Source organism: Paenibacillus sp. FSL R10-2796 (assembly GCF_037965315.1).
Lineage (GTDB): Bacteria > Bacillota > Bacilli > Paenibacillales > Paenibacillaceae > Paenibacillus_AQ > Paenibacillus_AQ odorifer.
Map to the genome: position 1 here is coordinate 6,213,520 of NZ_CP150178.1, position 23,977 is coordinate 6,237,496.

General features: G+C 44.9%; 14 protein-coding genes. 5 read left to right on the forward strand and 9 right to left on the reverse strand.

The features are described from left to right. Window positions 1-9: 9 nt before the first annotated feature. Window positions 10-3,909, reverse strand: coding sequence for a carbohydrate binding domain-containing protein (locus NST58_RS27735; RefSeq protein ID WP_339244892.1), 3,900 nt, complete (start codon window positions 3,907-3,909; stop codon window positions 10-12). Further along, entirely contained in the window at window positions 3,900-5,258 is a 1,359-nt protein-coding gene (locus NST58_RS27740; protein WP_339244895.1) for an S-layer homology domain-containing protein, read from the reverse strand. The genes NST58_RS27735 and NST58_RS27740 overlap by 10 nt, the downstream gene beginning before the upstream one ends. A 306-nt stretch (window positions 5,259-5,564) precedes the next feature. Here NST58_RS27740 and NST58_RS27745 point away from each other — a divergent pair, with 306 nt between their 5' ends. Continuing rightward, window positions 5,565-6,581, forward strand: a complete 1,017-nt coding sequence (locus NST58_RS27745; protein WP_339244898.1) for a LacI family DNA-binding transcriptional regulator — start codon at window positions 5,565-5,567, stop codon at window positions 6,579-6,581. A 127-nt stretch (window positions 6,582-6,708) separates the two neighbouring features. Here the strand turns inward: NST58_RS27745 and NST58_RS27750 are convergent, their stop codons facing one another. The 3 genes from NST58_RS27750 to NST58_RS27760 form a co-directional block, all read right to left on the reverse strand. Next, a complete protein-coding gene (locus NST58_RS27750) occupies window positions 6,709-7,719 on the reverse strand; it encodes a ketoacyl-ACP synthase III (RefSeq protein ID WP_076128027.1) in 1,011 nt (336 codons plus the stop codon). Between the two features lie 131 nt (window positions 7,720-7,850). After that, complete coding sequence (locus tag NST58_RS27755) at window positions 7,851-8,561, reverse strand: hypothetical protein (RefSeq protein WP_175619000.1); 711 nt, start codon at window positions 8,559-8,561, stop codon at window positions 7,851-7,853. A 1,397-nt stretch (window positions 8,562-9,958) separates the two neighbouring features. Next, window positions 9,959-11,359: an MATE family efflux transporter gene (locus NST58_RS27760; RefSeq protein WP_076128031.1), complete on the reverse strand. Its 1,401-nt coding sequence runs from the start codon at window positions 11,357-11,359 to the stop codon at window positions 9,959-9,961. 159 nt (window positions 11,360-11,518) lie between these two features. Here NST58_RS27760 and NST58_RS27765 point away from each other — a divergent pair, with 159 nt between their 5' ends. Further along, window positions 11,519-12,400, forward strand: coding sequence for an AraC family transcriptional regulator (locus NST58_RS27765; RefSeq protein WP_076128032.1), 882 nt, complete (start codon window positions 11,519-11,521; stop codon window positions 12,398-12,400). 77 nt (window positions 12,401-12,477) lie between these two features. Here NST58_RS27765 and NST58_RS27770 read toward each other — a convergent pair whose 3' ends face one another. The 3 genes from NST58_RS27770 to NST58_RS27780 all read right to left on the reverse strand — a co-directional run bounded on the left by NST58_RS27770 (window position 12,478) and on the right by NST58_RS27780 (window position 15,937). After that, on the reverse strand, window positions 12,478-14,088 hold the full coding sequence (locus NST58_RS27770) for an extracellular solute-binding protein (protein WP_139329889.1): 1,611 nt from the start codon (window positions 14,086-14,088) through the stop codon (window positions 12,478-12,480). Window positions 14,089-14,156: 68 nt separating this feature from the next. After that, window positions 14,157-15,050 carry a carbohydrate ABC transporter permease gene (locus tag NST58_RS27775; RefSeq protein ID WP_036685379.1) on the reverse strand — a complete coding sequence of 298 codons (894 nt, stop codon included), beginning with the start codon at window positions 15,048-15,050 and terminating at the stop codon, window positions 14,157-14,159. Between the two features lie 11 nt (window positions 15,051-15,061). Beyond that, window positions 15,062-15,937, reverse strand: a complete 876-nt coding sequence (locus NST58_RS27780; RefSeq protein ID WP_094903677.1) for an ABC transporter permease subunit — start codon at window positions 15,935-15,937, stop codon at window positions 15,062-15,064. Window positions 15,938-16,440: 503 nt separating this feature from the next. On the opposite strand from NST58_RS27780, the gene NST58_RS27785 reads away from it, so the two are divergent. Further along, window positions 16,441-18,675: a helix-turn-helix domain-containing protein gene (locus NST58_RS27785; protein WP_076184784.1), complete on the forward strand. Its 2,235-nt coding sequence runs from the start codon at window positions 16,441-16,443 to the stop codon at window positions 18,673-18,675. A gap of 86 nt (window positions 18,676-18,761) precedes the next feature. Here the strand turns inward: NST58_RS27785 and gtfA are convergent, their stop codons facing one another. Next, the gene (gene gtfA, locus NST58_RS27790; protein ID WP_339244902.1) at window positions 18,762-20,204 is read right to left on the reverse strand and encodes a sucrose phosphorylase; all 1,443 of its coding nucleotides are present in this window, start codon (window positions 20,202-20,204) and stop codon (window positions 18,762-18,764) included. Window positions 20,205-20,576: 372 nt separating this feature from the next. Between gtfA and NST58_RS27795 the strand changes: the two genes are divergently transcribed. Beyond that, a complete protein-coding gene (locus tag NST58_RS27795; RefSeq protein WP_076310248.1) occupies window positions 20,577-21,569 on the forward strand; it encodes a LacI family DNA-binding transcriptional regulator in 993 nt (330 codons plus the stop codon). A 200-nt stretch (window positions 21,570-21,769) separates the two neighbouring features. Then, window positions 21,770-23,755, forward strand: coding sequence for an exosporium glycoprotein BclB-related protein (locus tag NST58_RS27800; protein WP_339244905.1), 1,986 nt, complete (start codon window positions 21,770-21,772; stop codon window positions 23,753-23,755). Window positions 23,756-23,977 lie beyond the last annotated feature (222 nt).

Sequence of the window (23,977 nt, forward strand, 5' to 3'; positions counted from 1 at the left end):
TTTTTTCGTTTACCCTTCGATCAAGCTTACATCATCCAAATAAATTGTACTGCCCGCGCTAATTTCACTATTCGTCTCCGTACTATTCCCATCTATAAGCCCTAGCAAAAACACCAGATGAACACCAGCGTCTGTTGCCCCATTCATTGTAAAAGTGTAGCTGTATTCGTCCATATTCTGGGTCAAGGCTACAAGCTCAGCTTCCATATATTTGGTGTAGTCCCCGCCTTTATGCTCCACAGCTACCTGAATATTGCGGTTTACTGTAGAACGAGCTTTAAACTTCAAGGTGTACGTTTTTCCCTGAACGAGCTTGAGATTTTCGTAATCCACCTGTGCGCTATAAGGGGCTTGCCCGGTACCTGTTAAGTTGATAGCAAATTCCCCCTCTTGAACAGAAGCAGATCCGATTCCGTCAAAATACTGGCTCCAGCCCGTTGCATCTACATCGAAGGTTCCATTATCCAGCGTACCGCTTAGCGGTATTACTGGTGGACCCCCTTGTACTTCCCTGACCACAATATCGTCAAAAGAAATCGTATGCGGCGTATTGTTAGCCGCAGGATCAGCGCCCAGCGTTTTGCCGATCAGATAATTAAGCTTCAGCGGGTTGCTGTTCGACACCGTAAATTGTGCTGTATAAGTAGCCCAATCCGCATGAATATCAAACTTAGCTTGCGCGGAAGCAGCTGAAGTATTGGAGTATTCTAACACAATTTGGCGCGGAACCGTTGATTTCGCTTTGAAGCTCACCTCATACGTTTTTCCGCCCTCCAGTGGAATACCCTCTTGGAAAAATTGTGTATGCCACGCTTCCCATCCGGCCGACGTAATCAGGATTTCAGCTACGCCATCCTTCACATTAAACGCGGAGACGCCACCTTCTCCGGACCATGTAGTCCAGCCCGTCTTATCGCTGCCAAACGAACCATTGATGACTAGATTGTTATCATTAGCTAGAATAGTCTGCGCGACAGTTGCAGTAACATAATGTTCAGCCTCAACAGTAATGGTATAACTTCCTTCTGCCGGAAATACTGCTGCTTCAATTGTGATTTTTCCCGGTTCAATAGTGTACTGCTCTGCATTAAGTGTTGTACCGTTAACCTTTACCGCCATGATTTGATTCCGCCAATTTGCATTGTCGATAAAAGTAAGCTCAATCGGCTGCGAAACTCTGTTATTACTGCTGTCGCTCAGCAGCTCCTGCGGTTTGGCCGGTGCATTTTTGATCTCAAATTTCACATTGTCAATGATAATATCATGGTTTTGAGGAATACTAATCCCCTCAACCTTCCCAAGCAGGAATTTAAGAGACAATGTATCCTTGCTGCCTTGCCGGAATTCGAATCTGTAATGATTCGTCTCCGGCGTTACCTCCAGAATATTGCTGAACGAGGCCTGATACGTACCATTTTCTACGTTCACCCCGATTTTGCGGATTACGGTTGAACTGGCATCAAATTCAACCACATAATCCATTCCAGCAGCAGCTTTCAAGTTGTTCTGAAACAACATTACAGAATAAGCCTGACTGCCAGTATTCGTAATGCTAAATTTCGCTGCTCCATCTACAACCGTAGCGCTGCTCTGACCACCCTGCTCTGTCAACAGGCGGTCCCAGGCGCTAAACCCAAAGTTAAATTCACCATTCAGGAGCGGGTAATATATTAGCGATGGATCAAAATAGAAGCTAGTACGTATCATCTGGAAGTTATCCAGAACGACTGTATCCGCTGCCCCGTTTAACAATAATACGAATTGTCCTTCATGATCGGTTGCACCTGCAAGATTGATAAAGGTGGCTTTAATTTTTTGCTCACCTTCGCTTAAGCTAACCGGTTGTTCTGCCTGTACACTGCCGTCTTTTCCTAGTAGTTGGACCGTTCCTGTGCGTGCAGAGGATACTGAAGCATTGAAGGTAACCTCGTAGTCCTGCCCTTGAATGAGCTGAATTCCCTTCTGAAGTAACCGAACCTCACCATTTTCACTGCCGCCAATCTGCAGCTTTAACTGGCCATTGTCATTAACGCTTGATTCTACCGTGACACCACCAGCTGCTTCCGTATGCCAATAACTCATCCGATTGGGTTCGCCAATATCGAAAGTACCATTGTACAGATGATTACCGTTGGCCAGCGGTTCCTTCACACTATCATGCGGGAATTGAATATTCTCAATCTCTTCTAATCTGACATTACCAAACCATACCGGTGAAGTATTGGTACCCACGTTGAACTCGACGCGTGCAGCAATATCTGAGTTCTCCTTCATTTGAAACATCGTTTCGTAATGCGTCATCGCTGAAGTTAGATCTACCTTAAACGATGGAGAATACGCTGCAAATCCACGAGATTCTCCACCTGTTAACCGAACGCTCATACTGCGGGACATATCGGTTTTGGCATCGAAGCTGAGTTTATAGAACCTGCCTTTAGCTATAGATACGATAGCTTGGGGTTGAATCGAATAAAAATTCCCGCCGCCACTGCTGATATCTACCTTCACATAATTGCGCTCCCCAATAGGAACGGTAGAAACCGTAGCTTCAGCCCCTGCTTCTTTATAAAGTGCCCAATGTGCGGTATTTGGGATTCCCATACCGTCATCCCCCGGCACCTGCTCCGAATAATTGTTGTTATAGACCATGTTGCCGTCTGCCAGTGCAAGCTTGGAGCCTTCTGGATAGGCTTCCTTCTCCAGTGTAACTGGAATAGGCTCGCGGTACTCACGACCTGTCAGCTCGTAGACTCTAACGTAATCAATCTCCATCGATTTTGGAAATACGGTTTCGCTAGTCGGATCACCATCAAAGTTACCGCCTACGGCCAGATTCATCAGCAAATGGAACTTCTGATTAAACGGCGCTGGATACACATTATTGGCAGGCTGCCCATTGCTGATGCTGTACCAGTCATTTTTGGTCGAATATAATTCACCATCCACATACCAGCGAATTTCGCCCGGCTCCCACTCAATAGAGTACGTATGGAACTGCTCAATCGTAGCGTTATCCGGAAATACATACTCTTTGCCGGAGTATACATTGTTCGGCGCCATACCGCCGTAATGAATCGTCCCCGCTACCGTGTCTGGACGACTGCCCCAGCCTTCCATAATATCAAGCTCACCGGAAGCAGCCCAAGTCCCGTACACATCGTTCTCCGGCAGCATCCAGATCGCCGGCCAGTACCCTTTTCCAGTAGGTGCTTTGGCCCGAATTTCAAATTTCCCATATTTCTTACTAAACAACCCTTTAGTCTTAATCCGTGTAGAAGTATATTGTTTGCCAGCTTTTTCTTCTTTGTGGGCCGTAATGATCAGGTTACCGTCCTGTTCCTTTACATTCTTCTCATCGTTGGTATACCACTGCTTCTCATTGTTTCCCCAACCTGGATTGTTGTATTGCGATCCATCTCCAAGGTCATAGGTCCACTTTGTGGCATCAATGTCTCCATCATCAAACTCATCCCCCCACACCAGTGTCCACGGATCAGTGGTTGGTGTTGGTGTTGGTGTTGGTGTTGGTGTTGGTGTTGGTGTCGGTGTGGCTGTTGGTGTCGGTGTGGCTGTTGGTATTGTTGTCGGTGTGGCTGTTGGTGTCGGTGTTAGTGTCGGTGTTGATGTTGGTGTCGGTGTGGCTGTTGGTGTCGGTGTCGGTGTGGCTGTTGGTGTTGGTGTTGGTGTTGGTGTTGGTGTTGGTGTTGGTGTGGCTGTTGGTGTTGGTGTTGGTGTTGGTGTTGGTGTTGGTGTTGGTGTGGCTGTTGGTGTTGGTGTTGGTGTTGGTGTTGGTGTTTCGATTGGCGTAGCAGTTGCCGTAGGTGTCGCCGTTGCTTCAGGTGTGGAGTTTGGTGTCGATATTGGACCTACATTCCCCGAACTGCTTGGCGCTGAGCTTGCTATTGGCAATGTTGTTTTGCCAGTGTTTCCTTTTTTAATGCTACACCGCCAATCGTTACTCCATCGGCTTTGTTATCTATTGTGGTTACGCTTCCGCTGCCTTGAATTGTTGTACCTCCAGCGCTCGCAGATAGGATTAGTGCCGCCACTTGTGAATTGTTCTCCAATGTTAATTGGGCCGGACTTCCCAGAATAAGGCTGCCGACAGTTCCAAGGATTCTTAACAAAGAACCGCTGACTGCTGAGTCTGCCGAACGAACCGCTGCAAATGTTCCGCGAAGCGAAATATTGTGAGGAACGACATCCATCTCAACATCCCCAAACCCTGCCCCGGTAAGATCGCTGCTTTCTTCCAAGATTGCCCCAGATAGCAGCTGCACTGTACCCACAGCTGTCGACCCGCTGGCATAAATCCGAACCTTACCATTAGGCTTGGCTACTTGAAGCAGTCCAAGAGAAGTATGGTATAAGCCGATACTTTGCTCGCCGCCTCCCCGTACAAAAGTAGTCCCTGTTACCTTTACACCTTCAAGCTTTGCATTCCCGTCAGCTATCCCCTCGGTTAGATAAAGATTACCTTGGATGACCGTGTCTTTAAGAATCACATCAGCCCGATTAATGACTACATTGCCCTTAACTGTTCCTAGTGAAGTCTCTCCTGATTTCAGGAGGAGTCCCGAAACCATTCGATCAGCCAACTGAGCTAACTCTGCACGGGTGATCCCACCATCTGGCTTAAACAAACCTCCAGGATATCCTTTTACAAAACCTGCACTCGATAGAACAGCTATTGCTTTTGCGGTTTCATCGCTGACTCCGTTCAGATCGGTGAATGCTGCTGTACTGCTTTTGTCTGCATTGAAACGAAACACTTTCTCCAATGCTAACGCCGCCTCCGCGCGCGAAAGTGCTTTTGAAGGATAAATATTGTTCTTCTGATCACTGCTTAAATATCCAGCTGCAATCCCTTTGGCTATATCATTTTTATACCAGTCTGTAGCCTGGACATCAGCGGGAACCTTATCCGATTGCTCCTGATAATTAAATATACGATTCATAATAGCTGCGAATTCTGCCTTCGTGACTTCCTTACCCGGACGAAACGACCCGTCGTCATATCCGCTTATGATCCCATTTGCGCTCCAACGCTGTAATGGGCCTGCGGCCCAATGACTTGGAGATACATCGGTAAACGCTTTCAATCCATTGATTGGTTCATTTTCCACTTTCGTTGCCGCTGAATCAGGTGAGTTTTCCTTTAACGCCTCTGCCGCTGAAGCATTCATGCTCCCAACCGGTGATAGCAGCCCGGTGACAAGGAGCATAGCAGCAAGCGCTGCTGTGAAATTCCTTTTCATCCTAAACATCACTCCTCGAATTTCGTAATATTCGTAATTCAAGCGAAAAATCGAAATCGGTTTCGACAATGCTATTGTTGCTTAGTTTTCTATTTTTGTAAAGATATAATTTTGAATTTTTTTACATAGATTATTTTGGAATAAATCTGCATAGTGAAATATATATTTGACTTGTTTCGGCAATAATAATAGACTGAAAATAATTGAATTTTCATTCACCCTATTCATAATAACTCGCAAATAACCGCTCTAGAACAGTCTTTTTCTCAAATTTCAACTATTTAGCGGAGGGTGGCTTTATTAACTATGAATATCAAAATGATTGCCGAAATGGCCGGCGTTTCTGTCTCGACTGTTTCGAAAATTATGAACAATTACAGCGATGTTTCCGAAAAAACCAAGCAAAGAGTTTTGGAGATCATCGAACAAACCGGATATTCACCTTCCAACTCCGCCAAGACACTCGCAACTAAGAAGTCGAATCTGATCGGGGTTATTTTTGCTGGCGAGCTTAATGTCGAATTTACCCATCCCTTTTTCGTAGAAGTGCTAAATTCCTTTAAAAAGCAGATGGGCGTTCTGGGCTACGATCTCATTTTCTTTTCCAACGAGAAATTCATCAGCAGCGGCGATTATTTCGCTCGATCTGTTCATTTTAATGTGGATGGATGTGTCATTATTTCCGGGCAAAAGATGGAGCCTACCATCCGCGATCTGGATATGAGCAGTATTCCTTGTATCGGGGTCGACCTTGAGCTAAAGGGCAAAAAATCTGGCTTTGTGATGTCAGATAACTTTCAGGTTTCTTCCAAGGTCGTGGAGCATTTTTATCTACTTGGCTATAGAGAGCTTGGATTTATCGGAAGTGCAGCGGATTCAGATATTTCTAACCTGCGGGAATCTGGATATGTCAAAGCTATTGAAAGCTTCGGCCTCACTTTGAACCGTCAGTGGTTTGTTCATGGCGACGATTTCTTTGAGCCCAGCGGTTATACGGCTATGCAGCAATTAATTCAAGCCGGAAATTTACCAAAAGCCATTTTTGCGGCTTCTGATTTGCTGGCTCTGGGAGCCATCCGGGCTTTGAGAGAACACGGCCTCAGCGTTCCTGAAGATATTGCCATTATCGGTTGTGACGACATTGAAGCCTGTAAATATACCAGTCCAAAACTGTCGACCATCCGCCAGAACAAAGAACGGCTTGGGATCCTCGCTGCTCATATGCTCTATGACTTGATTAACAATCAGTCTGGCGGTGGATCGTTTGTAGTGGAGCCTGTGCTTATTGTACGTGAATCCTGTGGCAGTCAATTAAATACTTAGTTACTCAACAAAAAAAGACAACGGCTAATGTAAGCGGGTTTCCGCAAACGGCGCTGTCTTTTTATTGATTAACCGAAACGTTTCGTTATAAACATTCATTGGACATTAACTCGCCAAATTCCACCTCTTAATATGGAGTAGGTATCCCTACCTGATGATCCAAATTCAACTCAATCAATTGTCCAGCCTGGGTCAATCCGGCACCAAAACCATACATCAGGATCTTTTGTCCATTTTGTACTTTACCCTCGCGGATGCCCAAATCGAGTGCTAAAGGAATCGTGGCAGCAGAAGTATTGCCGAAATTCACAAGACTGTGCAGCACCTGCTCCAGCGGATAATTTAATCGCTCACAAATTGGCTCAATCATGCGCATATTAGCGCTGTGTGGAATAAACCAGTCTACTTCCTCCAGAGTTACCTCCGCTTTTTCAAGCAGTTGTTGCACACCTAAAGGAACCGTTCTGACCGCCCAGCGAAACACTTCACGTCCGTTCTGTACCAGCATTTGTGTATCTACCAGCTCAATATTGTTTACAGTATGGGCAAGCCCCGTACGGTACACATGATGTGCCCCACCGCCATCACTTGCCAGCTGGAAGCCCAAAAATCCCGTAGACTGCTCATCACTTTCCACAAGCACAGCTCCCGCTCCATCCCCAAAAAGAATACATGTACTGCGGTCAGTATAATCCGTAATCTTGGAGATCGTATCCGCACCAATAACCAGTACCTTACGATGCATTCCTGAGGCCACATAACTGTGAGCAGTATGCAGTGCATAGACAAAACCCGCGCATGCTGCGCTCAAATCCATAGCACCCGCAGTCTGTGGAATGTTAAAGCGATTTTGAATCAAAGAAGCTACTGAGGGAAAGGAAAAGTCAGGTGTGCTCGTAGCTACCAGGACCATATCGACATCCTGAACGCTTTTTCCATAACGAGTCATAAGATCCTGCACAGCTGCTGCACATAAATCACTTGTATACTCATCCTGCCGACTAATTCGACGCTCACGGATTCCGGTCCGTTGCACAATCCATTCATTATTTGTATCTACGATCTGTTCCAGATCGGCATTAGTCAGTCTTTTAGCTGGGACATAGGTTCCGATAGCGGTAATTTTTGCACCTGTCATTCCAATCACCTCTTCAATTAGTATCTGATATTAGTACTTGGTACTAATTATAACTCTGTGCCTGCTAAAAAGTAAAGAAGGCCGGTAAAGCATCTTAGCTTCCCGGCACTTCCTAAACCTTACGAACCCACTTAGAAACGTTTTCTATTACGCTGCTTTCTTTTTCTGACGAACAATATAATCGCAGTTACAATAACCACCACTAAAATGATAAGCACAATCACGATATTCCATACATTAGGCACATAAACCTGCATTTGAATTGGCTCTGTATCCGCTAGTGTAACATTCCAAGTAAGGGTTCTGCCGTCCTCCACATTTGCATTATTGTCTCCATATAAATCCACAGGTAACGTTAATTTAAAGTCGAAAGCCATGTTTTGTAAAAACGCCCGAATAATCGGCTTCGATAAGCTGAGCGATCCCATATTATCCATTATGGTGTCTATGTAACTATTTAATTTGGGCTTCGCCTCAACATCATATTTGGTATAAAACCAATAATCTTTGGTATCTAATTTCAGGTCCACAATATCCAAGTCACCAGAGAGTGCTTTCATTTCCTCAAAAGAGGCATAAGATTTCATGAATTCATAGACTGTAGATTTTCCATCTTGGCTTTTCTCTAGCTCAATCCCCTGATCTTTAAGTTTGTTTACCAGAGCATCTTCCATTTTTCCGCTAATCAACGCTTCTGCCCGCGAATTCACTTTCATATTCACTGCAAAATCTACGCTTCCATTCTTATTCACTGTGACATGCGCTGTTCCTTTAGAACAGCCTGATAATAGTACAAGCATTAAGAGCAGCCCTAGTAACGAAAACCCTCTCCATTTTGACAACAACATTTCCCTCAAACCCTTCACTGACATGTATTTATATAACGGCTACCCATTCTATAAAGGCTACCTCATTTATATCATAGAATCAAACTCTATATGAATGAATAATCATATTTGAGGACCGTCAAACTTAAACTTTATACGCGCATAAAAAAGAGGCCCTCACAGAAGTAATTACTCATGAGGTAACCTCTTTCAAAAAAGCATCAGCAAATTTGATGTTACTTGGAGTGCTCGTTGTCGCTTGGGTGCACGGTGTTACTTGGACTTTCAAAGTCGCTTTCGGACTTCAGAGCCGTTATTTCCGCACAAACGCCTCTTTTCATGGGCTATCGGACTCCAGAGTCACTATTGGTGCAAAACGACCCCATTAGGAGCCATTTTACGAGGAATAGCGCCTCTCCAGTCCGAAACTATCCGGAAAAGGCTCTAAATTAGCAAATAGCTGCATCTGAGTCCGAAAGCACAACGCCCTACTGCCCCTAAACTAATCAATTTTCAAGCCACAGAGTTGCTCTATGTTAATCGGGATGATCATTGTTACTTGGAGTGCTCATCGTTACTTGGAATGCTCAATTATTACCTAGAGTGCTCGCCGTTACTCAGGATGCTTAATGTTACTTGAAGTGCTCGTTGTCGCTTGGGTGCACGGTGTTACTTGGACTTTCAAAGTCGCTTTCGACTTTCAAAGTCGCTTTCCAGAGTCACTTTGGTGCAAAACGAGCCATTTTACGAGGAATAGCGCCTCTCCAGTCCGAAACTATCGTTATTTCAATTTTCGCACAAACGCCTCTTTCATGGGCTATCGGACTCCAGAGTCACTATTGGTGCAAAACGCACGGGAAAAGGCTCTAAATTAGCAAATAGCTGCATCTGAGTCCGAAAGCACAACGCCCTGTTAATCAATTTTCAAGCCACAGAGTTGCTCTATGTTACTTGAAGTGCTCGTTGTCGCTTGGGTGCACGGTGTTACTTGGGCTTTCAAAGTCGCTTTCGGACTCCAGAGCCGTTATTTCCGCACAAACGTCTCTTTTCATAAGCTATCGGACTCCAGTGTCACTATTGCCGAAAAATCACCCCTACATGAGCCATTTCACGAGGAATAGCGCCCCTCCAGTCCGAAACTAACCGGAAAAGGCTCTAAATTAGCAAATAACTGCATCTGAGTCCGAAAGCACAACGTCATCCCTCCCGCAACCGCCTTACTACCGCCTCCCGCAACCGCCTTACTACCGCCTCCCGCAACCGCCTTACTACCGCCTCCCGCAACCGCCCTACTATCGCACTACTGCAGCACTACTACCACCCTACTGCCGAAACAAAAACACTACTCCACAAACAACATCTGACTCTAAAGCCACTCCATTGCCCATCAAGCTAGGCTTATAGAGTCCCGCTTATGTGGTTAACGAGGCGCTTCTTTTCCCCGCTCCATGTAGTGAAGCATTCTCTTCACTCAAGCCGATATCCGCTTGGCGGAGAACCTTTCGCCCCCTCCAGCGCGCCAAAACAAGCAAACCTCTCACCAATTCGTCGGCTATCATACAACAATAGATACCTATGAGTCCCCAGCCGACGCTGATTCCTAACCAATAGGAGCAGCCCACGCCAATGAGGGACATAGACACGATGGAAGTATACATCGTATAACGCGTATCCCCGATGGCATTCAGCGCGTTGCCGAGGGCCATATTCAGCATTTTGGAGGGCTGAAGCAATAGATTTAGAGCTAACAAAGAAACCCCGATCGCAATAATTTTCGGATCAGATGTGAAATAACCGAGCAGCTGTTTTCCGAACAAGAATAATAACAACATGTTAGCTGACACAATGCTCAAACCAATAAAGAGTGTACGATACGCACTGCGATAAGCTTCTTTTAGTTTGCCTGCTCCAAATAAATGAGCAATCTGTATCTGCCCCGCCAGCGCAAAAGCATAACCAAGCGTGAAGCAAAAGGACTCCAAGGTGTTAAGATACGTGCGTGCTGCTAACGCTTCGGCTCCAAGTGCAGCCAGAAAGGAATACACAATAAGCTGGGAGAATACCCAACAGGAAGAATTGATCCCGAGCGGCCAGGCAATCTTCAGAATTTGCTTAAACAGCTTGCCATTGAATATCCGGAAATCTCTAAGTCTAACCTTGATCTCGAAAGAACGCCGGAATAAGGAGTAGAGAATAATCACTCCGACCAGTCTACTGACAATACTGGAGATCGCGATGCCCGCAAGGCCTAGCTGTGGCAGACCGAATACACCAAATATAAAAATATAGTTCAGAATTATATGGATGACATTGATTATAATCCCTGTGTACATCGGCCCTTTGGTATTCCCTGTGTTCCGGATAGCGGTACCGAGGGAAGCGATCATCCCTACCATAAAAAGTCCACCGCCGACGTAGGAGATATAGACATTGGAAAGTGACAATAGCTCAGGTGCTATATTTAGAACCCCACCAATAGGGCCCGCATAGAAAAACAATACAATACTCACGACAATCCCCAACACGAGGCTAACCGTTACCCCCATAATAGCAATCGTGCGCGCTTCACCAAAACGTTTGGAGCCCATTCTCTGTGCGATCAGAATCCCCGCTCCACCCGCAAATGTTGTAAAAAGTGTGGTCAATGCACCGAACAATTGATTGGAAATGCCGACTACGGCGACTGCATCATCAGAGATACGGCTGACCATTAATGTATCTACCGTACCCAGCAGAGTCTGTAGAAATACCTCTATAAATATAGGCCAAGCCAATACCCAGAGCCCAAAACCCTGTCTTTCTTTTTTCACTATACAAACCCTCCTCGTAAACCATGCCTACAGACTTAGCCTAAAAAATAACATCTTTATTCATTAGGTCAGACTAAATTATAGATGATATACTTTGGATGATGGTACAGATTTCAAACCAATTATTACATTATTCCAACCTCACAAAAAGGAGCCTCTGACATGAACATTTTGAACTTCACCGTTCCTCCGTTGCTGTACTACATTGTAAGCGGATTCCATACTTTCTCCCCCGGCCATTATCATATGAGCCGCCATAATACCCGGGTGTTCGATTTGCTTGTAGTTAAACAAGGCTGTTTATATATGAGTGAAGGCGGTCTCCCTTTTCAAGTAAAAGCAGGTCAGGCGCTCTTACTTCGTCCAGACAGCCATCATTTCAGTACGGATAGCTGCAAGGAATCCACCTCTTATTATTGGCTGCATTTTCAAACGGTGGGCGACTGGAATATGACCGAGGATACGACTGCTACGCTTGAGAAAGACAACGTCAAAATAGAGAACTCCCTGCAATCTGACGAATTTGATATCCGGCCGTTTAGCTTACGCTTGCCTCAATATACAACTCTGCTGCAGCCGTCCAAGATGGAAGAGCTGCTCTCGCAGCTGAATCAGCTTGTGCCTAATTCCCATTTAAGCGATACTCCATTTCAGCAGCAGCTGTTGTTTCAGGAGGTTATACAGCAGTTATCCGCCTCCCTCAGCCATGAGCGCCCCTCGCCCTCCAAAATATGTGCAGAGCAAGCGGCCTCCTATTTACGCAGCCATTTTCGTGAGCATATCACTGCGCAGCAGCTCGGGGAAAGTCTAAGCTTTCACCCTGTATATATCGCTCGTTGCATGAAGAAGGAATACGGCTGTGCGCCGATGGAATATCTGCTGCATTATCGGATTCAGCAAAGTAAACTTTTGCTGATGCAGACCAGCTACACAATTGCCCGTATAGCCGAGGAAGTTGGCTTCAATCAGGCGCCTTACTTCAGCTCCAGCTTTATTCGAATAGAAGGAACCACTCCACGGGAATTCCGTCAACGTTTCTCGTAAATCTGAGTACGTTAAAGAACACAAAAAAAGGGATGCTCCCTGCCATTAGGCTTAAGGAACATCCCTTGCTACTTTTATTATTTCAAACCCTTCTCCTGCACATAAGCATCCCATTGCTTGATATATTCGGTCTGGATTTTTTCAAGGCCGGCTTGCTTAGCCTTTTCCATAAAGGTGGCTAAACCCGCATCAACATCCTCTACTAATCCAGCTTGCAATGGATACAGGTATTGCTTTTCCACCTGCTCTAGTGCTGCTTTTTCCGCCTGATAAGAGGTATAATCCTCAGCAAAACCGGTGAAAATATCCGGCTTCTGAATTTTGTCGAGCTCAGCGAAAATTTCCTTCACGCCATCATAGGATTTATCAAATAGCATGAACTCCGGATTCCGCCAGGCCCAGCCATTCATTCCCTCGCGTGTAAAACCGTTCGTTGAAGCATCTCCAATAAGTTCATAGTAGCCGTTCGCATCAATTTTATAGTTCTTTCCTTCCACACCGTATTGTGTCAGCTGATTATAACGTTTATCCATGACCATTTTTTCATAGAAGGCCAGTGCACGTTCAGGGTTCTTGCTGCTCTTCGGAATGGCGAAACCATTATGAATAGGATGAACTGGTGTTGCATAACCAATGGTATTGCCATAAGGATAGTAACCTAGATCCCAATCCGGATGTGCTGCTTTCACCTTCATCAACGTATCGTTGAAGCGAGTCGGATTATCTCCGAAGATGCTTGCTGCCTTGCCCGCGATAATCGGAGCCTGGATGGTATCCTTCAAGTTCAGGACGTTTTTGGAAATCAATCCGTTTTCCTGCCAGCGTCTCATCGTCAGCAGCTCTTCTTTATGTTCCTCCGAGCCCCAATACAGATAAGCTTTTGAAGGATCATCGTACTTAATACCAATACCATAAGGCAGCGGACTGCCGACCTGTGCGGTAAGTGTTGAATATACATCATGAATGTTACCTCTTACATCACTGTTAAAAGAAGCAGGTGACATCTGCGGTTCATTTTTCTTGATTCCTTCCATGTATGCTTCATAGCTAGCCAGATCTGTCGGCTGAGGCAGATTGTATTTTTTGCGCAGATCCTCACGCCATACGAAGCCGTTCGTTACATACTCCTTATAAGTCGCTGGAACGGTGTAAATCTTGCCATCAATCTTCACAGCATCCCACATTTCCTGTGGTACGAATTGCTGGAGTTCTGGGGCAGCTTTGGGCAGCAGATCATCAATAGCTAAAAAAGCTCCCTTTTTCGCATAAGCCTGATATTGTGTCCAGTCCGCAGTGAAGATCAGATCGATTGATTGACCCGACGACAGCAGCAGCTTATATTTCTGATCCCAATCTGTCCAGGTTGTATAGTTGAATTTAACGGTTGCATTCAGATCCTCTTCGGCCATTTTGTTAATTTCCGCTTCAATGCTTGAGAGGTCCTTCGGCGCATCGCCTAGCATATAGAATTGCAGCTCGACCTTTTTGGAAGTGTCCAGTCCGGTCTTCTCCTCCGTCCCTGCGTTCGTACTTTGTGCTGTGTTTCCTCCGCTATTGCTCTCTTTTACCGCCGCATTGTCTCCGTTTGCAGAATTAGAATTCCCCCCGCAGCCTGCCAGCAGCGTCAAGCCCAGTACTGACGTAAGCAGAATAGACATGCGTTTGCCCCGTTGTTTATTCATCTGAATCCTCCCTTTTCACTATGCTTCTATGTTAGCCGACTGTACCTTAACCCGGTAGTGGGCAGGTTGCGGTTCTAACCTTTTACAGCGCCGATGGTTAGGCCTTTGACAAAATAACGCTGAACAAACGGGTACAGAAAAAGAATAGGTCCCGTCACGACAATTGCCATCGCCATTTTGGTAGACTCAGCAGGGACCTCCGTAGCCAGTGACACCCCGGTTCCCGCCCCCATCTGTGCGATAAACTGTGCTGAATTAATAACATTGTACAGATAGAATTGCAGCTGATATTTATGCGTATCATTGATGAACAGTGAAGAGGTGAACCAGTCATTCCAGTAATACAAAGCCAGAAACAAACCGACTGTAGCGATGCCCGGCATGGAAAGCTTGAGTACAATCTGCCAGTAAATCCGGAAATCACCGGCCCCGTCTATTTTGCCAGAATCGAACAATTCCTCAGGAACTGCTGATTTGATGAAGTTTTTCATTAAAATGATCAAAAATGGCGTCATCAGACCTGGAAGCACCAGTACCGCATAGGAATCCAGCAGACCGAGGTATTTCGTAATCATGATGTACCACGGGACAAGTCCTCCCCCAAACAAAGTCGTAAAGTATATATAGAAGGAAAAGCTATTTCGATATTTAAAATCTTTACGCGCCAGTACATAACCCGCCATAGTCATGAAAAAAAGTCCCATTACCGTTCCAATAGCAGTTGTGCTGACTGTGACCGCATATGCCCGCAGCACCTCATCCGGGAAGATGAATACCGTCTTGTAGCCCTCCAGTGAGAACTGTGCCGGAATCAGATGATAGCCATCGCGAATAATGGACTCATTGCTGGTCAAAGATGCAGAGATAATTAGCAAAAAGGGCAGCAGGCAAGCGATCGATAAGCCAATAATGACCACATAGGCAATCCAATGAAGCATTCGCGTATATTTATCCTTTTGAATTTTCATTTCTTATCCTCCTAGAACAGGGCGTAGTCATCGTTTATTTTGCGGATAATGTAGTTGACCGTCATAATGAGGACGAAGCCGAACAAGGATTGATAGACCCCGGCAGCCGTTGCCATGCCCACATCAAAGGTTACTTTAAGCGAACGGTATACATAGGTATCAAGGATATCCGTCGTATTGTAGAGCAGCCCGTTATTGCCTATTAATTGATAGAAAAGATCGAATTGGCCCTTCATAATACTCCCGAGCGCAAAGAGCAGCAGCACCACAAAGGTTGATTTCAGCATCGGCACCGTTATATACCAAATCCGTTGGAAAATATTAGCGCCATCAATTTTGGCCGCTTCATAATATTCGTCACTAATCCCCGTAATCGCCGCCAGATAAATCACCATGCTGTAGCCAAGATTTTTCCATAGATAAAAGATAATGATCAGAAAGATCCATGCCCAAGGTTTACTGTAAACGTCGACCGGATCAAGGCCAAATTGGGTAAGCATTGTATTTAAGAAACCGCTGTCATAATTAAACAAGTTGTAGACAATTACGCTGAGAATTACAAAGGATACAAAGTAAGGCAGAAACATTACCGATTGGCTAATCTTTTTAAACCATTTTCCATTGAGCTCACTCAGCAGGATCGCACAGACAATTGCCAGCACATTCCCTAGTACAATAAAAGCAATATTGTATCCTATCGTGTTCATCGTGAGCTTCACCAGCGTACCGGATCTCCAGAGGAACTCGAAATTCTGTAATCCCACAAACTTGGAGTTGAACATGCTGCTGTTGAAGTCGAATTGAGTGAACGCATAATAGATGCCTACCATTGGAAAATAGGAATTCACCAGAAAAAAGATCAAGGTGGGCAGCAGCATCAGAAACATTACCCGATTGTGCACCAGCTCATACAACAATCCTTTCTTCTTTCTTGTCGTTCGTAAGCGTGCTCTACCATCAGCCTGGATGCCAAGTTCGACGTTTGAAATTCCTTTGGATGAGGTTTGGCTCAAGATCTCTCACTCCCCTTAATATAGAAACTGCATAATTCCACTATAGGGGGATTCTTCTGAACACAGAAGTGAAGCTTACAAGCCTTACTGCACAAACTGGCGAAACAGGAACTGAACAATCAGGATGTTTATGTAAAAGTCTTCGGAGACCCACTGAGCTTCTCAAGCTTCGCTAACTCCTTATAATCCTTGTAGAAAAGACTGTTTTGTACACGAATATTTAATTTGTTCACTCCCTTCAGATTGGAAAAATGCAGGATTCTAAGGTTGCTCCACTGTTCTGTTCACTCTTGGGGACTTATAATAAAGGAACTTCATAATATGAATTCATCCAGAGTCTTGTCCGAGTAAGTCATATGATGATCAGGGGGGACGGTATGAAGAATAATGATCTACGGAGAAAAAGACTACTGTATGGCAAGCTGCTCACCACCATAACCCTGTGCATATCGTTAACCCTTCTTATCTCTACTTTTGTTTACTATACGTACTATATCGGCGTCGAGAAGACGCAAACCTTTCGCTCCGATCTAAGGGATCTGACCCAGACTGGCAAAAAAGTGGTCAACATGGCTGAAGTCGCGCAAACGCTTTCATTTCAACTGTATCGAACCAGCACGATTTCTCATCTGTTGTTCTACAACAAGCCCTCTATTTATGAGGTAACCGCGGCGATGTCCGATCTCGGAAACTACTTAAATTCCATGCCTTATATTGAATCCATCTATGTATATAATCCGAATAATGACACGGTTTATATTTCGGCAGCACAGGGCCAGAATGGCGTATTCACCACCCGCGAACTGGTGGACACTGAAATTATTCAGATGCTGAATCATTATCAGGATTACAAAACATTTACGCCGATTCCGCGAACCTATTCCATAGATGAACCTGAGAAAAAAACCATCTCAGTCTATACTTACCTTTGCTATGATGCGATCAATTGGGACCGCTCTATTAACTCTGCGGTTATTGTTAACATATCCGCGGCTTGGATCAATAAAGAACTGGCTAACGGCAATACACCCGGTAGTGGCAGTACCTACATTTTGGATGACCAAGGCCGTTTTCTGTCGGGGAATAAGCTGACATTGGAGAAGCTCTCCGGGGATGAAAACAGTTGGCTGGAGCATCAAGTAAAAGCACGTTCTGCCGGCTATTTTACTGCCCCTTTTAGAGGGAATAAATCACTGGTGTCCTATACTTCGCCCGATTCGCTTGGCTGGCAATATGTGCGCATTACTCCTTATGAGGTAATTACTGAACAGACCAATCATATCCGCAATACTACGCTTCTGATTTCTTTAATTATTTTATTGTTCGGTCTTGTTATTTCTAGGGTACTGTCCAAACGGCTTTATCTGCCGATTGATTCGATCGTAAGCCGAATGAACACCCTTGAGGCAGATAAACGCAACAGTATGTTTACGATCAGGCAGAACTCATTACGCAATCTGGTGCTTGGCATTAAATCTCCTCATAACAGCCGGCAAAATGATGTTCAACAGCTGGGTATTTCTTTTAATTTAAACGAGGGCTACCGGCTAGTATTACTACGCATTGATGAGTACGAAGCTCTGCGAAAGGAACGAGGCTCTTATCTCCTTCCGTACAAGTTTGCCATCATGAATATTGCCTCAGAGATCTGTGGACAGACTTATCAGGTGGAAACTGTAGATATGAATGACGATAGCGTGGTAATGTTGCTTAGCAGCATGACCTCCACTGAACATCTGGATACCGAGCTAATTGAAGTGCTGCTGCGGCAGATCCGCGTGGCCTGTTGTGATTATCTAAAAATCGGACTGTCGTTAGTGTACAGCCCCATCAGTGATAATCCAGATGTACTAAACCGGCTGTACAGTCAGGCCAGAGAAGCTTCCAAACATAGACTGTTTTATGGTCATGGCAGCTTGATCAATGCTGAGCGCATTAGCGAGCTTCAGAACAATCTTTACTCCTACCCGGCTGACAGCGAAAAAAAGCTGGTCGATGCGCTCACAAGTGGCAGAACAGACGAAGCCCGCAGTCACTTCTCCGAAATGGTACGTGAAATGGAGCAATATCCCTATCATGTGCTGGAACTTACTGTTTCAAGGGTGACGCTAACGATTAAACGAATTGTCGATAACATCAAGAAGCTTAGTCCTACCCCCACCGAAGGGATAATGGTGATACCTTCGCTTGAACATTATGAAACAATAGAAGAATTTGAGGCAGCTTTTTACCAGCTTTTTGATCATATTCAGGAATTCCAAGCGGATAAGCGCAGCTCCAAGCAAAGCGATCTAATCCGGCAAATCAACCAAACCATTCAGCAATCTTACATGGACCCTTGCTTGAGTCTGAACCAAATTGCCGATGAACTTAATATGTCTCCAATCTATGTCAGCAGACTTTATAAGCAGCAGACCCTAACCACTATTGTGGATGTCATCATGGAGGTACGGATGAAGGAAGTATGCCGCCTGCTTGTAGAGAGTGATTTATCGGTATCGGATATTGCTGAAGTAACTGGCTTCACCAGCAGTTCTTATCTCCACCGGATGTTCAAACGCAACTTCAGCCTTACACCAATAGAATTCAGACGGACCAAAAACAGTTCATAACATGAATCACCTATACTCCAAAACGAAGGGTGCTCCAGCAGCCATTAACCCAGCCTTTGGAACACCCTTCGATAACATATGAAATATTAAAATAACTTCGTAACATTTGCTTCATTCTCACCTGCAAGAATGGTGTATTCTTTGGTCAACAGATTAGCTTCAAGCTTCGCCACACTGTTCTCATTTTTCCAAGTGATGTTCAGCTCATTCTCACTACCTTGTACAATCTTGATCTCACCATTAAAAGCTGGACAGCTATTTCTGAATTTCAACAATGCGAACAGCTTTTGAACAACAGGACGTTGTACCTCAGCAGCAATTTCATCTTTAGAATAATAATGGCGGTTAATATTGCGTCCTTCTTTTGTGCTTTCGAGCAGTTCAATATCATTCTCGCCAGCGAATAGACCTACATAATAAATCTGTGGAATACCAGGGGCGAAGCACTGAATAGTTCTGGCCAAAAGATACGCCTGATCATCATTGCCAAGTGCAGAATAATAAGTGCAGTTAATTTGATAAATATCCAGATTATTATAAGCGGCGGAGCTATATTTTTTCTTAACATTTGCTCCTTGGCTATATAGGCTTTCTCTGGTCATTTCAGCTTCTTCGTCGGTCATCAGATCCTTAACATCCACCACGCCAATGCCGTCATGTGTATCCAGGGTAGTGAATTGTTTTCTCGGACAGATTTCCAGCCAATGCGCAAGCCGATTTACTTTTCCACTGTATAGAGCATGTAATACCAACATTGGCAGGGCGAAATCATAGACATAATAATCCTTGTCTGCAATCTTCAATTGAATGCTGTAATGCTCATGGATTTCCGGAAGAACAATTACGCCATAAGGCTCCACTACTTCTTTAGACAAATTCAACATTTCCCAAATATCCGGTTCTACGAAAAAGCAGTTGGTACCCATCTTTTTGTTGGCATAGGCAAAAGCGTCCAGCCGGATAATCGATGCTCCTTTATCAGCAAGGAAGGTCAGATTGTCTTTTACAAATTTCTTCGTAGTTTCCGTAGTCACGTCCAGATCGATCTGCTGCTCATCAAACGTACACCAAACCTTTTCCTTCGTCCCATCTTTAAAGGTAACCTCTACGTATGGCGCCCGCGGTTTACGTTTATAAATTAAATCCACATCAACCTCAGTTGGTTCACCGTTAGGCCAGAAATCCTTGTAACGAATAAATAAATCCTTGTACTGCGATGCATCCTTCTTCTCAAGGAAATCTTGAAAGTATGGAGACTGCTGTGAAATGTGATTGATCATGAAATCATACATCATGTAGAACTTCTCGCTCATCTCTTCGATTTCCGCCCAGTCGCCAAAAGCCGAATCAACCTTCGTATAATCCATCGGAGCAAATCCCCGGTCGCCCGAAGAGGGGTAAAACGGCAATAAATGAACCCCACCCACGACTCCTTGCAAGTGTGTATCCAGTACTTCGTTTAGTTCTTTTAAATTGTTTCCCATGCTATCTGCATAAGTGATAAGCATAGCTTCATTTTTAATCTGCATATTGGCGTTCTCCTTCTATTTCAATTTATACACTCTTGCTTCATAAGGTCTGAGAAATCATCAAACTAATGCAACTTATGAAAGCGTTCTCCTAACGATCTTGTTCCTCCCTAGATGAAGGTTTATTCAAAACCAATTTTATAGATGCGCAAATAATATGTCAAACGTTTTCATATAATTAAATCAATAAAATATGGGTATAATGATTTATTTTTAATATTATATCCATATATTTGTGGTAACGTATAACATACCTATTATAACTATCAAAAACTATCTATGCTTTTACAATTGTTAGTCTCGATTAGTGTCAACAATCCAAGAAAGTTGTAGAATATAGATTAGAGCATTTTATGAAACGGGGATGAGGGTATGGCAAGTATTAAAGATGTTGCCAAGGAGGCGGGCGTTGCTGTAGCTACCGTGTCCAGAGTAATGAACAACCGGGGATATATCAGCAAAGAGACGCGTAAAAAAGTTGAAAAAGCGATGGACGCCTTAGATTATCATCCTAATCAAATCGCCAGAGCCTTACAGAAGAATCAATCCTTTTTTATTGGGATTATTGTTCCAGATTCAAACCACCCTTTCTTTTCCGATCTCATCAAGTATGTTGAAATGAGTGCTAATGAAAAAAACTATAAATTGCTAATATGTAATTCTCTTGACGATCCTGAGAAGGAAGCCAACTATATTAGCATGCTTCGCCAGAATCAAGTAGATGGCATTATCATGTGCAGCCACACTATGAATATTGAAAGCTATAAAAAGGTCCCTTTCCCTATTGTCTCTTTTGACCGTTTTATTTCTTCCAATATCCCTTGTGTGGGATCGGATAATTACCGCGGTGGTGAGCTAGCTACCGAACATTTGATACAGCTGGGCTGTAAACGGCTGCTACATATTTCCGGCCCGCTAGATCTGGATATTCTAGCGAATCGCCGTCGAGATGCTTTTGTCATCACAAGTATGAAACATGGTATAACTTACGATATTATCGAAGGCGCGCACAACAAGCTTACCTTTGATTATTTTTGGTCCTTTGTCACCGAAAATATCTCTCCGGCCCAACTTCGAGAATATGATGGAGTATTTTGCAGTAATGATATTGTGGCTTATGCTTTATACATTTATGCTGAACAGCAAGGCATTCGAGTGCCCGAGCAACTGAAAATCATCGGTTATGATTACCACAGCTTTACCCGCATGCTTCAGAGTCCTAAATTGACTACCATTATGCAACCTAGTGATCGGATCGGGGTCATGCTGACCAATACTCTCCTGCAAATGATCGAAAGTGCTGACGGAGAGCTAATCAACAACACTACTGTAGACGTAACTCTTATTAAGGGAGAGACTACTTAACGTATCTATTAAAAAGGCAGACTACCGTAATTAGCGGTGGCCTGCCTTTTTTGTATTACTTCATTAATAACGACTTTCAGGAATAACGGCTTTTAGGGCAATTTTTGTAACCACTTCCGCTTCTCAGAATATGCTGATTGGGCAGATTCCCATTTTTTAAAGGAATGAACAGGAGAAGTTCAAGGAGGAGATATAGAAATATGCCTGATTACAGACCATTTAAAGGCGATGCTATCCTAAACAAGCATGGAAGGATCAGCAGTCCTATTAGAAAGAGGGAGTGTAACGCACTATTAAAAATAGTCACTGATCTCTCTGCAGTGGTGCCCCCCGTACTTACGAATCCCACAACACTTCATATTGCCAATCTCCAAAGAGTGTTAAGAGAACTATTGGAATTCTTGCATACCTCTAAGTTATGCAGCCCTTTTAGAACTGAGCTACTTTCTGTAGTAGAGATAACCATTGTATCGACCGAAGTCAGTCCCTTCTCTGTCGTAAGCGTGGGCACTAATCTTCAACTGTTGTTAGCTGAGTTATTATCTTTTATTCTCGCCACGAAGATTGACTCTAATTGTAAAGATCAGTTGATTATTCAGATCAGACATATTCAAGCTTCTATTACACAAGCAATTGGATTACCTATTAAAGGTGTGACTGGACCTCAAGGGCCACGGGGACCCCAGGGTCCGCAAGGAGCGCAAGGGGTTCCGGGCGCAAAGGGAACCACAGGGGCAGGGCTGCAAGGAATTGTTGCTTTTAATCCTGCACTAAGCCCTACTTATCCAGCAGGTCAAGTAGTAACCTTTAATGGCAGTACCTATATTGCTATTGTTGCTGGACCAACGGGAACACCTGGAAGTTCACCAGACTATTTATTAATTGCTGGTGGCTCCACAGGCCCCCAAGGACCGCAAGGACCACAAGGCCCTCAAGGCCCTCAAGGAACGCCTGGACTTCAAGGACCTCAGGGTCCGCAAGGGGTAGGGCTGCAAGGAATTGTAATCTTTAATCCTGCACAAAGTCCTACTTATCCAGCAGGTCAAGTAGTAACCTTCAATGGCAGCACCTATATTGCTACTGTTTCTGGACCTACTGGAATACCTGGCAGTTCACCAGATTACTTGTTAATCGCTGGTGGTGCGATGGGACCTCAAGGACCACAGGGTGTGCAAGGGATTCAAGGACCAACAGGTGCGCAAGGACCAGCGGGTCCAGGCGTAGGAGCAACTGGAGCGACTGGTTCGACGGGTGCTGCCGGCTTGGCGGGCCCTGCTGGTGCAACGGGCGTGACGGGCGATCCTGGCGCGGTCGGCGTTGCCGGAGCTACGGGGGCAACGGGCGTGACGGGTGATCCGGGGGCGGTCGGCGTTGCCGGAGCTACGGGTGCCACAGGGGCGACGGGTGATCCGGGGGCGGTCGGCGTTGCCGGAGCTACGGGTGCCACAGGGGCGACGGGTGATCCGGGGGCGGTCGGCGTTGCCGGAGCTACGGGTGCCACAGGGGCGACGGGTGATCCGGGGGCGGTCGGCGTTGCCGGAGCTACGGGTGCCACAGGGGCGACGGGTGATCCGGGGGCGGTCGGCGTTGCCGGAGCTACGGGTGCCACCGGTGATCCCGGCGCGGTCGGAGCTACTGGCATTACCGGAGTCACTGGTGCAACCGGTAACGGTGCAATTATTCCGCTGGCATCCGGAGGACCTATTATTATGACCACGGTTTTAGGTGGTTTGGTTGGAACAACAAGCCTTGTAGGCTTTGGAAGTTCAGCCACAGGTATTTCGCTTGTTGGCGGTAATATTGATTTGACAGGTACTCTCCTTGGACCGCTTATCAATTTTGCATTCTCAACTCCTCGAGCAGGAGTAATAACTTCCATTGCCGCTTACTTCAGTAATACCATAGCTTTATCGCTGCTTGGTACTACGATAAATGTAACAGCGCAATTGTACCAATCTGCCACACCAAATAACACATTTACTCCTATTCCAGGCGCAACAGTCCCACTTCCACCTATCACCGGTACTATTAATCTTGGAACTTTTGTCAGCGGAATTACGAATGGTATCAATTTTACTGTAACACCACAGACACGTTTGCTTATGGTATTCTCAGCCACCGCTACAGGTCTTACCCTTGTAAATACAGTCACTGGTTATGCAAGTGCTGGCTTTACGATTGTATAATCACTAAAAAAAGTTAGAAAAAGCATCTGCGATTCCTTTTGAAGGAGGTGGCAGATGCTTTTTTTGTAATATGCGGATTCAACTCTTGAACTTTCGGACTCAGATGCCGCTATTCGTTAATTTATCACTGTTTAGAGAGATTATCGGACCTGAGAGGCGCTATTGGGCAGAAATGGTGCTCAGTAGTGTCTATTTTGTACTAATAACGCCTATGGAGTCCTA

What these genes read in the sequence shown, in the direction of transcription:
- NST58_RS27740 (WP_339244895.1), bottom strand. Translation starts at nt 5,258, where the DNA reads ATGAAAAGGAATTTCACAGCAGCGCTTGCTGCTATGCTCCTTGTCACC.
- NST58_RS27745 (WP_339244898.1), top strand. Translation starts at nt 5,565, where the DNA reads ATGAATATCAAAATGATTGCCGAAATGGCCGGCGTTTCTGTCTCGACT.
- NST58_RS27750 (WP_076128027.1), bottom strand. Translation starts at nt 7,719, where the DNA reads ATGACAGGTGCAAAAATTACCGCTATCGGAACCTATGTCCCAGCTAAA.
- NST58_RS27765 (WP_076128032.1), top strand. Translation starts at nt 11,519, where the DNA reads ATGAACATTTTGAACTTCACCGTTCCTCCGTTGCTGTACTACATTGTA.
- NST58_RS27775 (WP_036685379.1), bottom strand. Translation starts at nt 15,050, where the DNA reads ATGAAAATTCAAAAGGATAAATATACGCGAATGCTTCATTGGATTGCC.
- NST58_RS27780 (WP_094903677.1), bottom strand. Translation starts at nt 15,937, where the DNA reads ATGTTTCTGATGCTGCTGCCCACCTTGATCTTTTTTCTGGTGAATTCC.
- NST58_RS27785 (WP_076184784.1), top strand. Translation starts at nt 16,441, where the DNA reads ATGAAGAATAATGATCTACGGAGAAAAAGACTACTGTATGGCAAGCTG.
- gtfA (WP_339244902.1), bottom strand. Translation starts at nt 20,204, where the DNA reads ATGCAGATTAAAAATGAAGCTATGCTTATCACTTATGCAGATAGCATG.
- NST58_RS27795 (WP_076310248.1), top strand. Translation starts at nt 20,577, where the DNA reads ATGGCAAGTATTAAAGATGTTGCCAAGGAGGCGGGCGTTGCTGTAGCT.
- NST58_RS27800 (WP_339244905.1), top strand. Translation starts at nt 21,770, where the DNA reads ATGCCTGATTACAGACCATTTAAAGGCGATGCTATCCTAAACAAGCAT.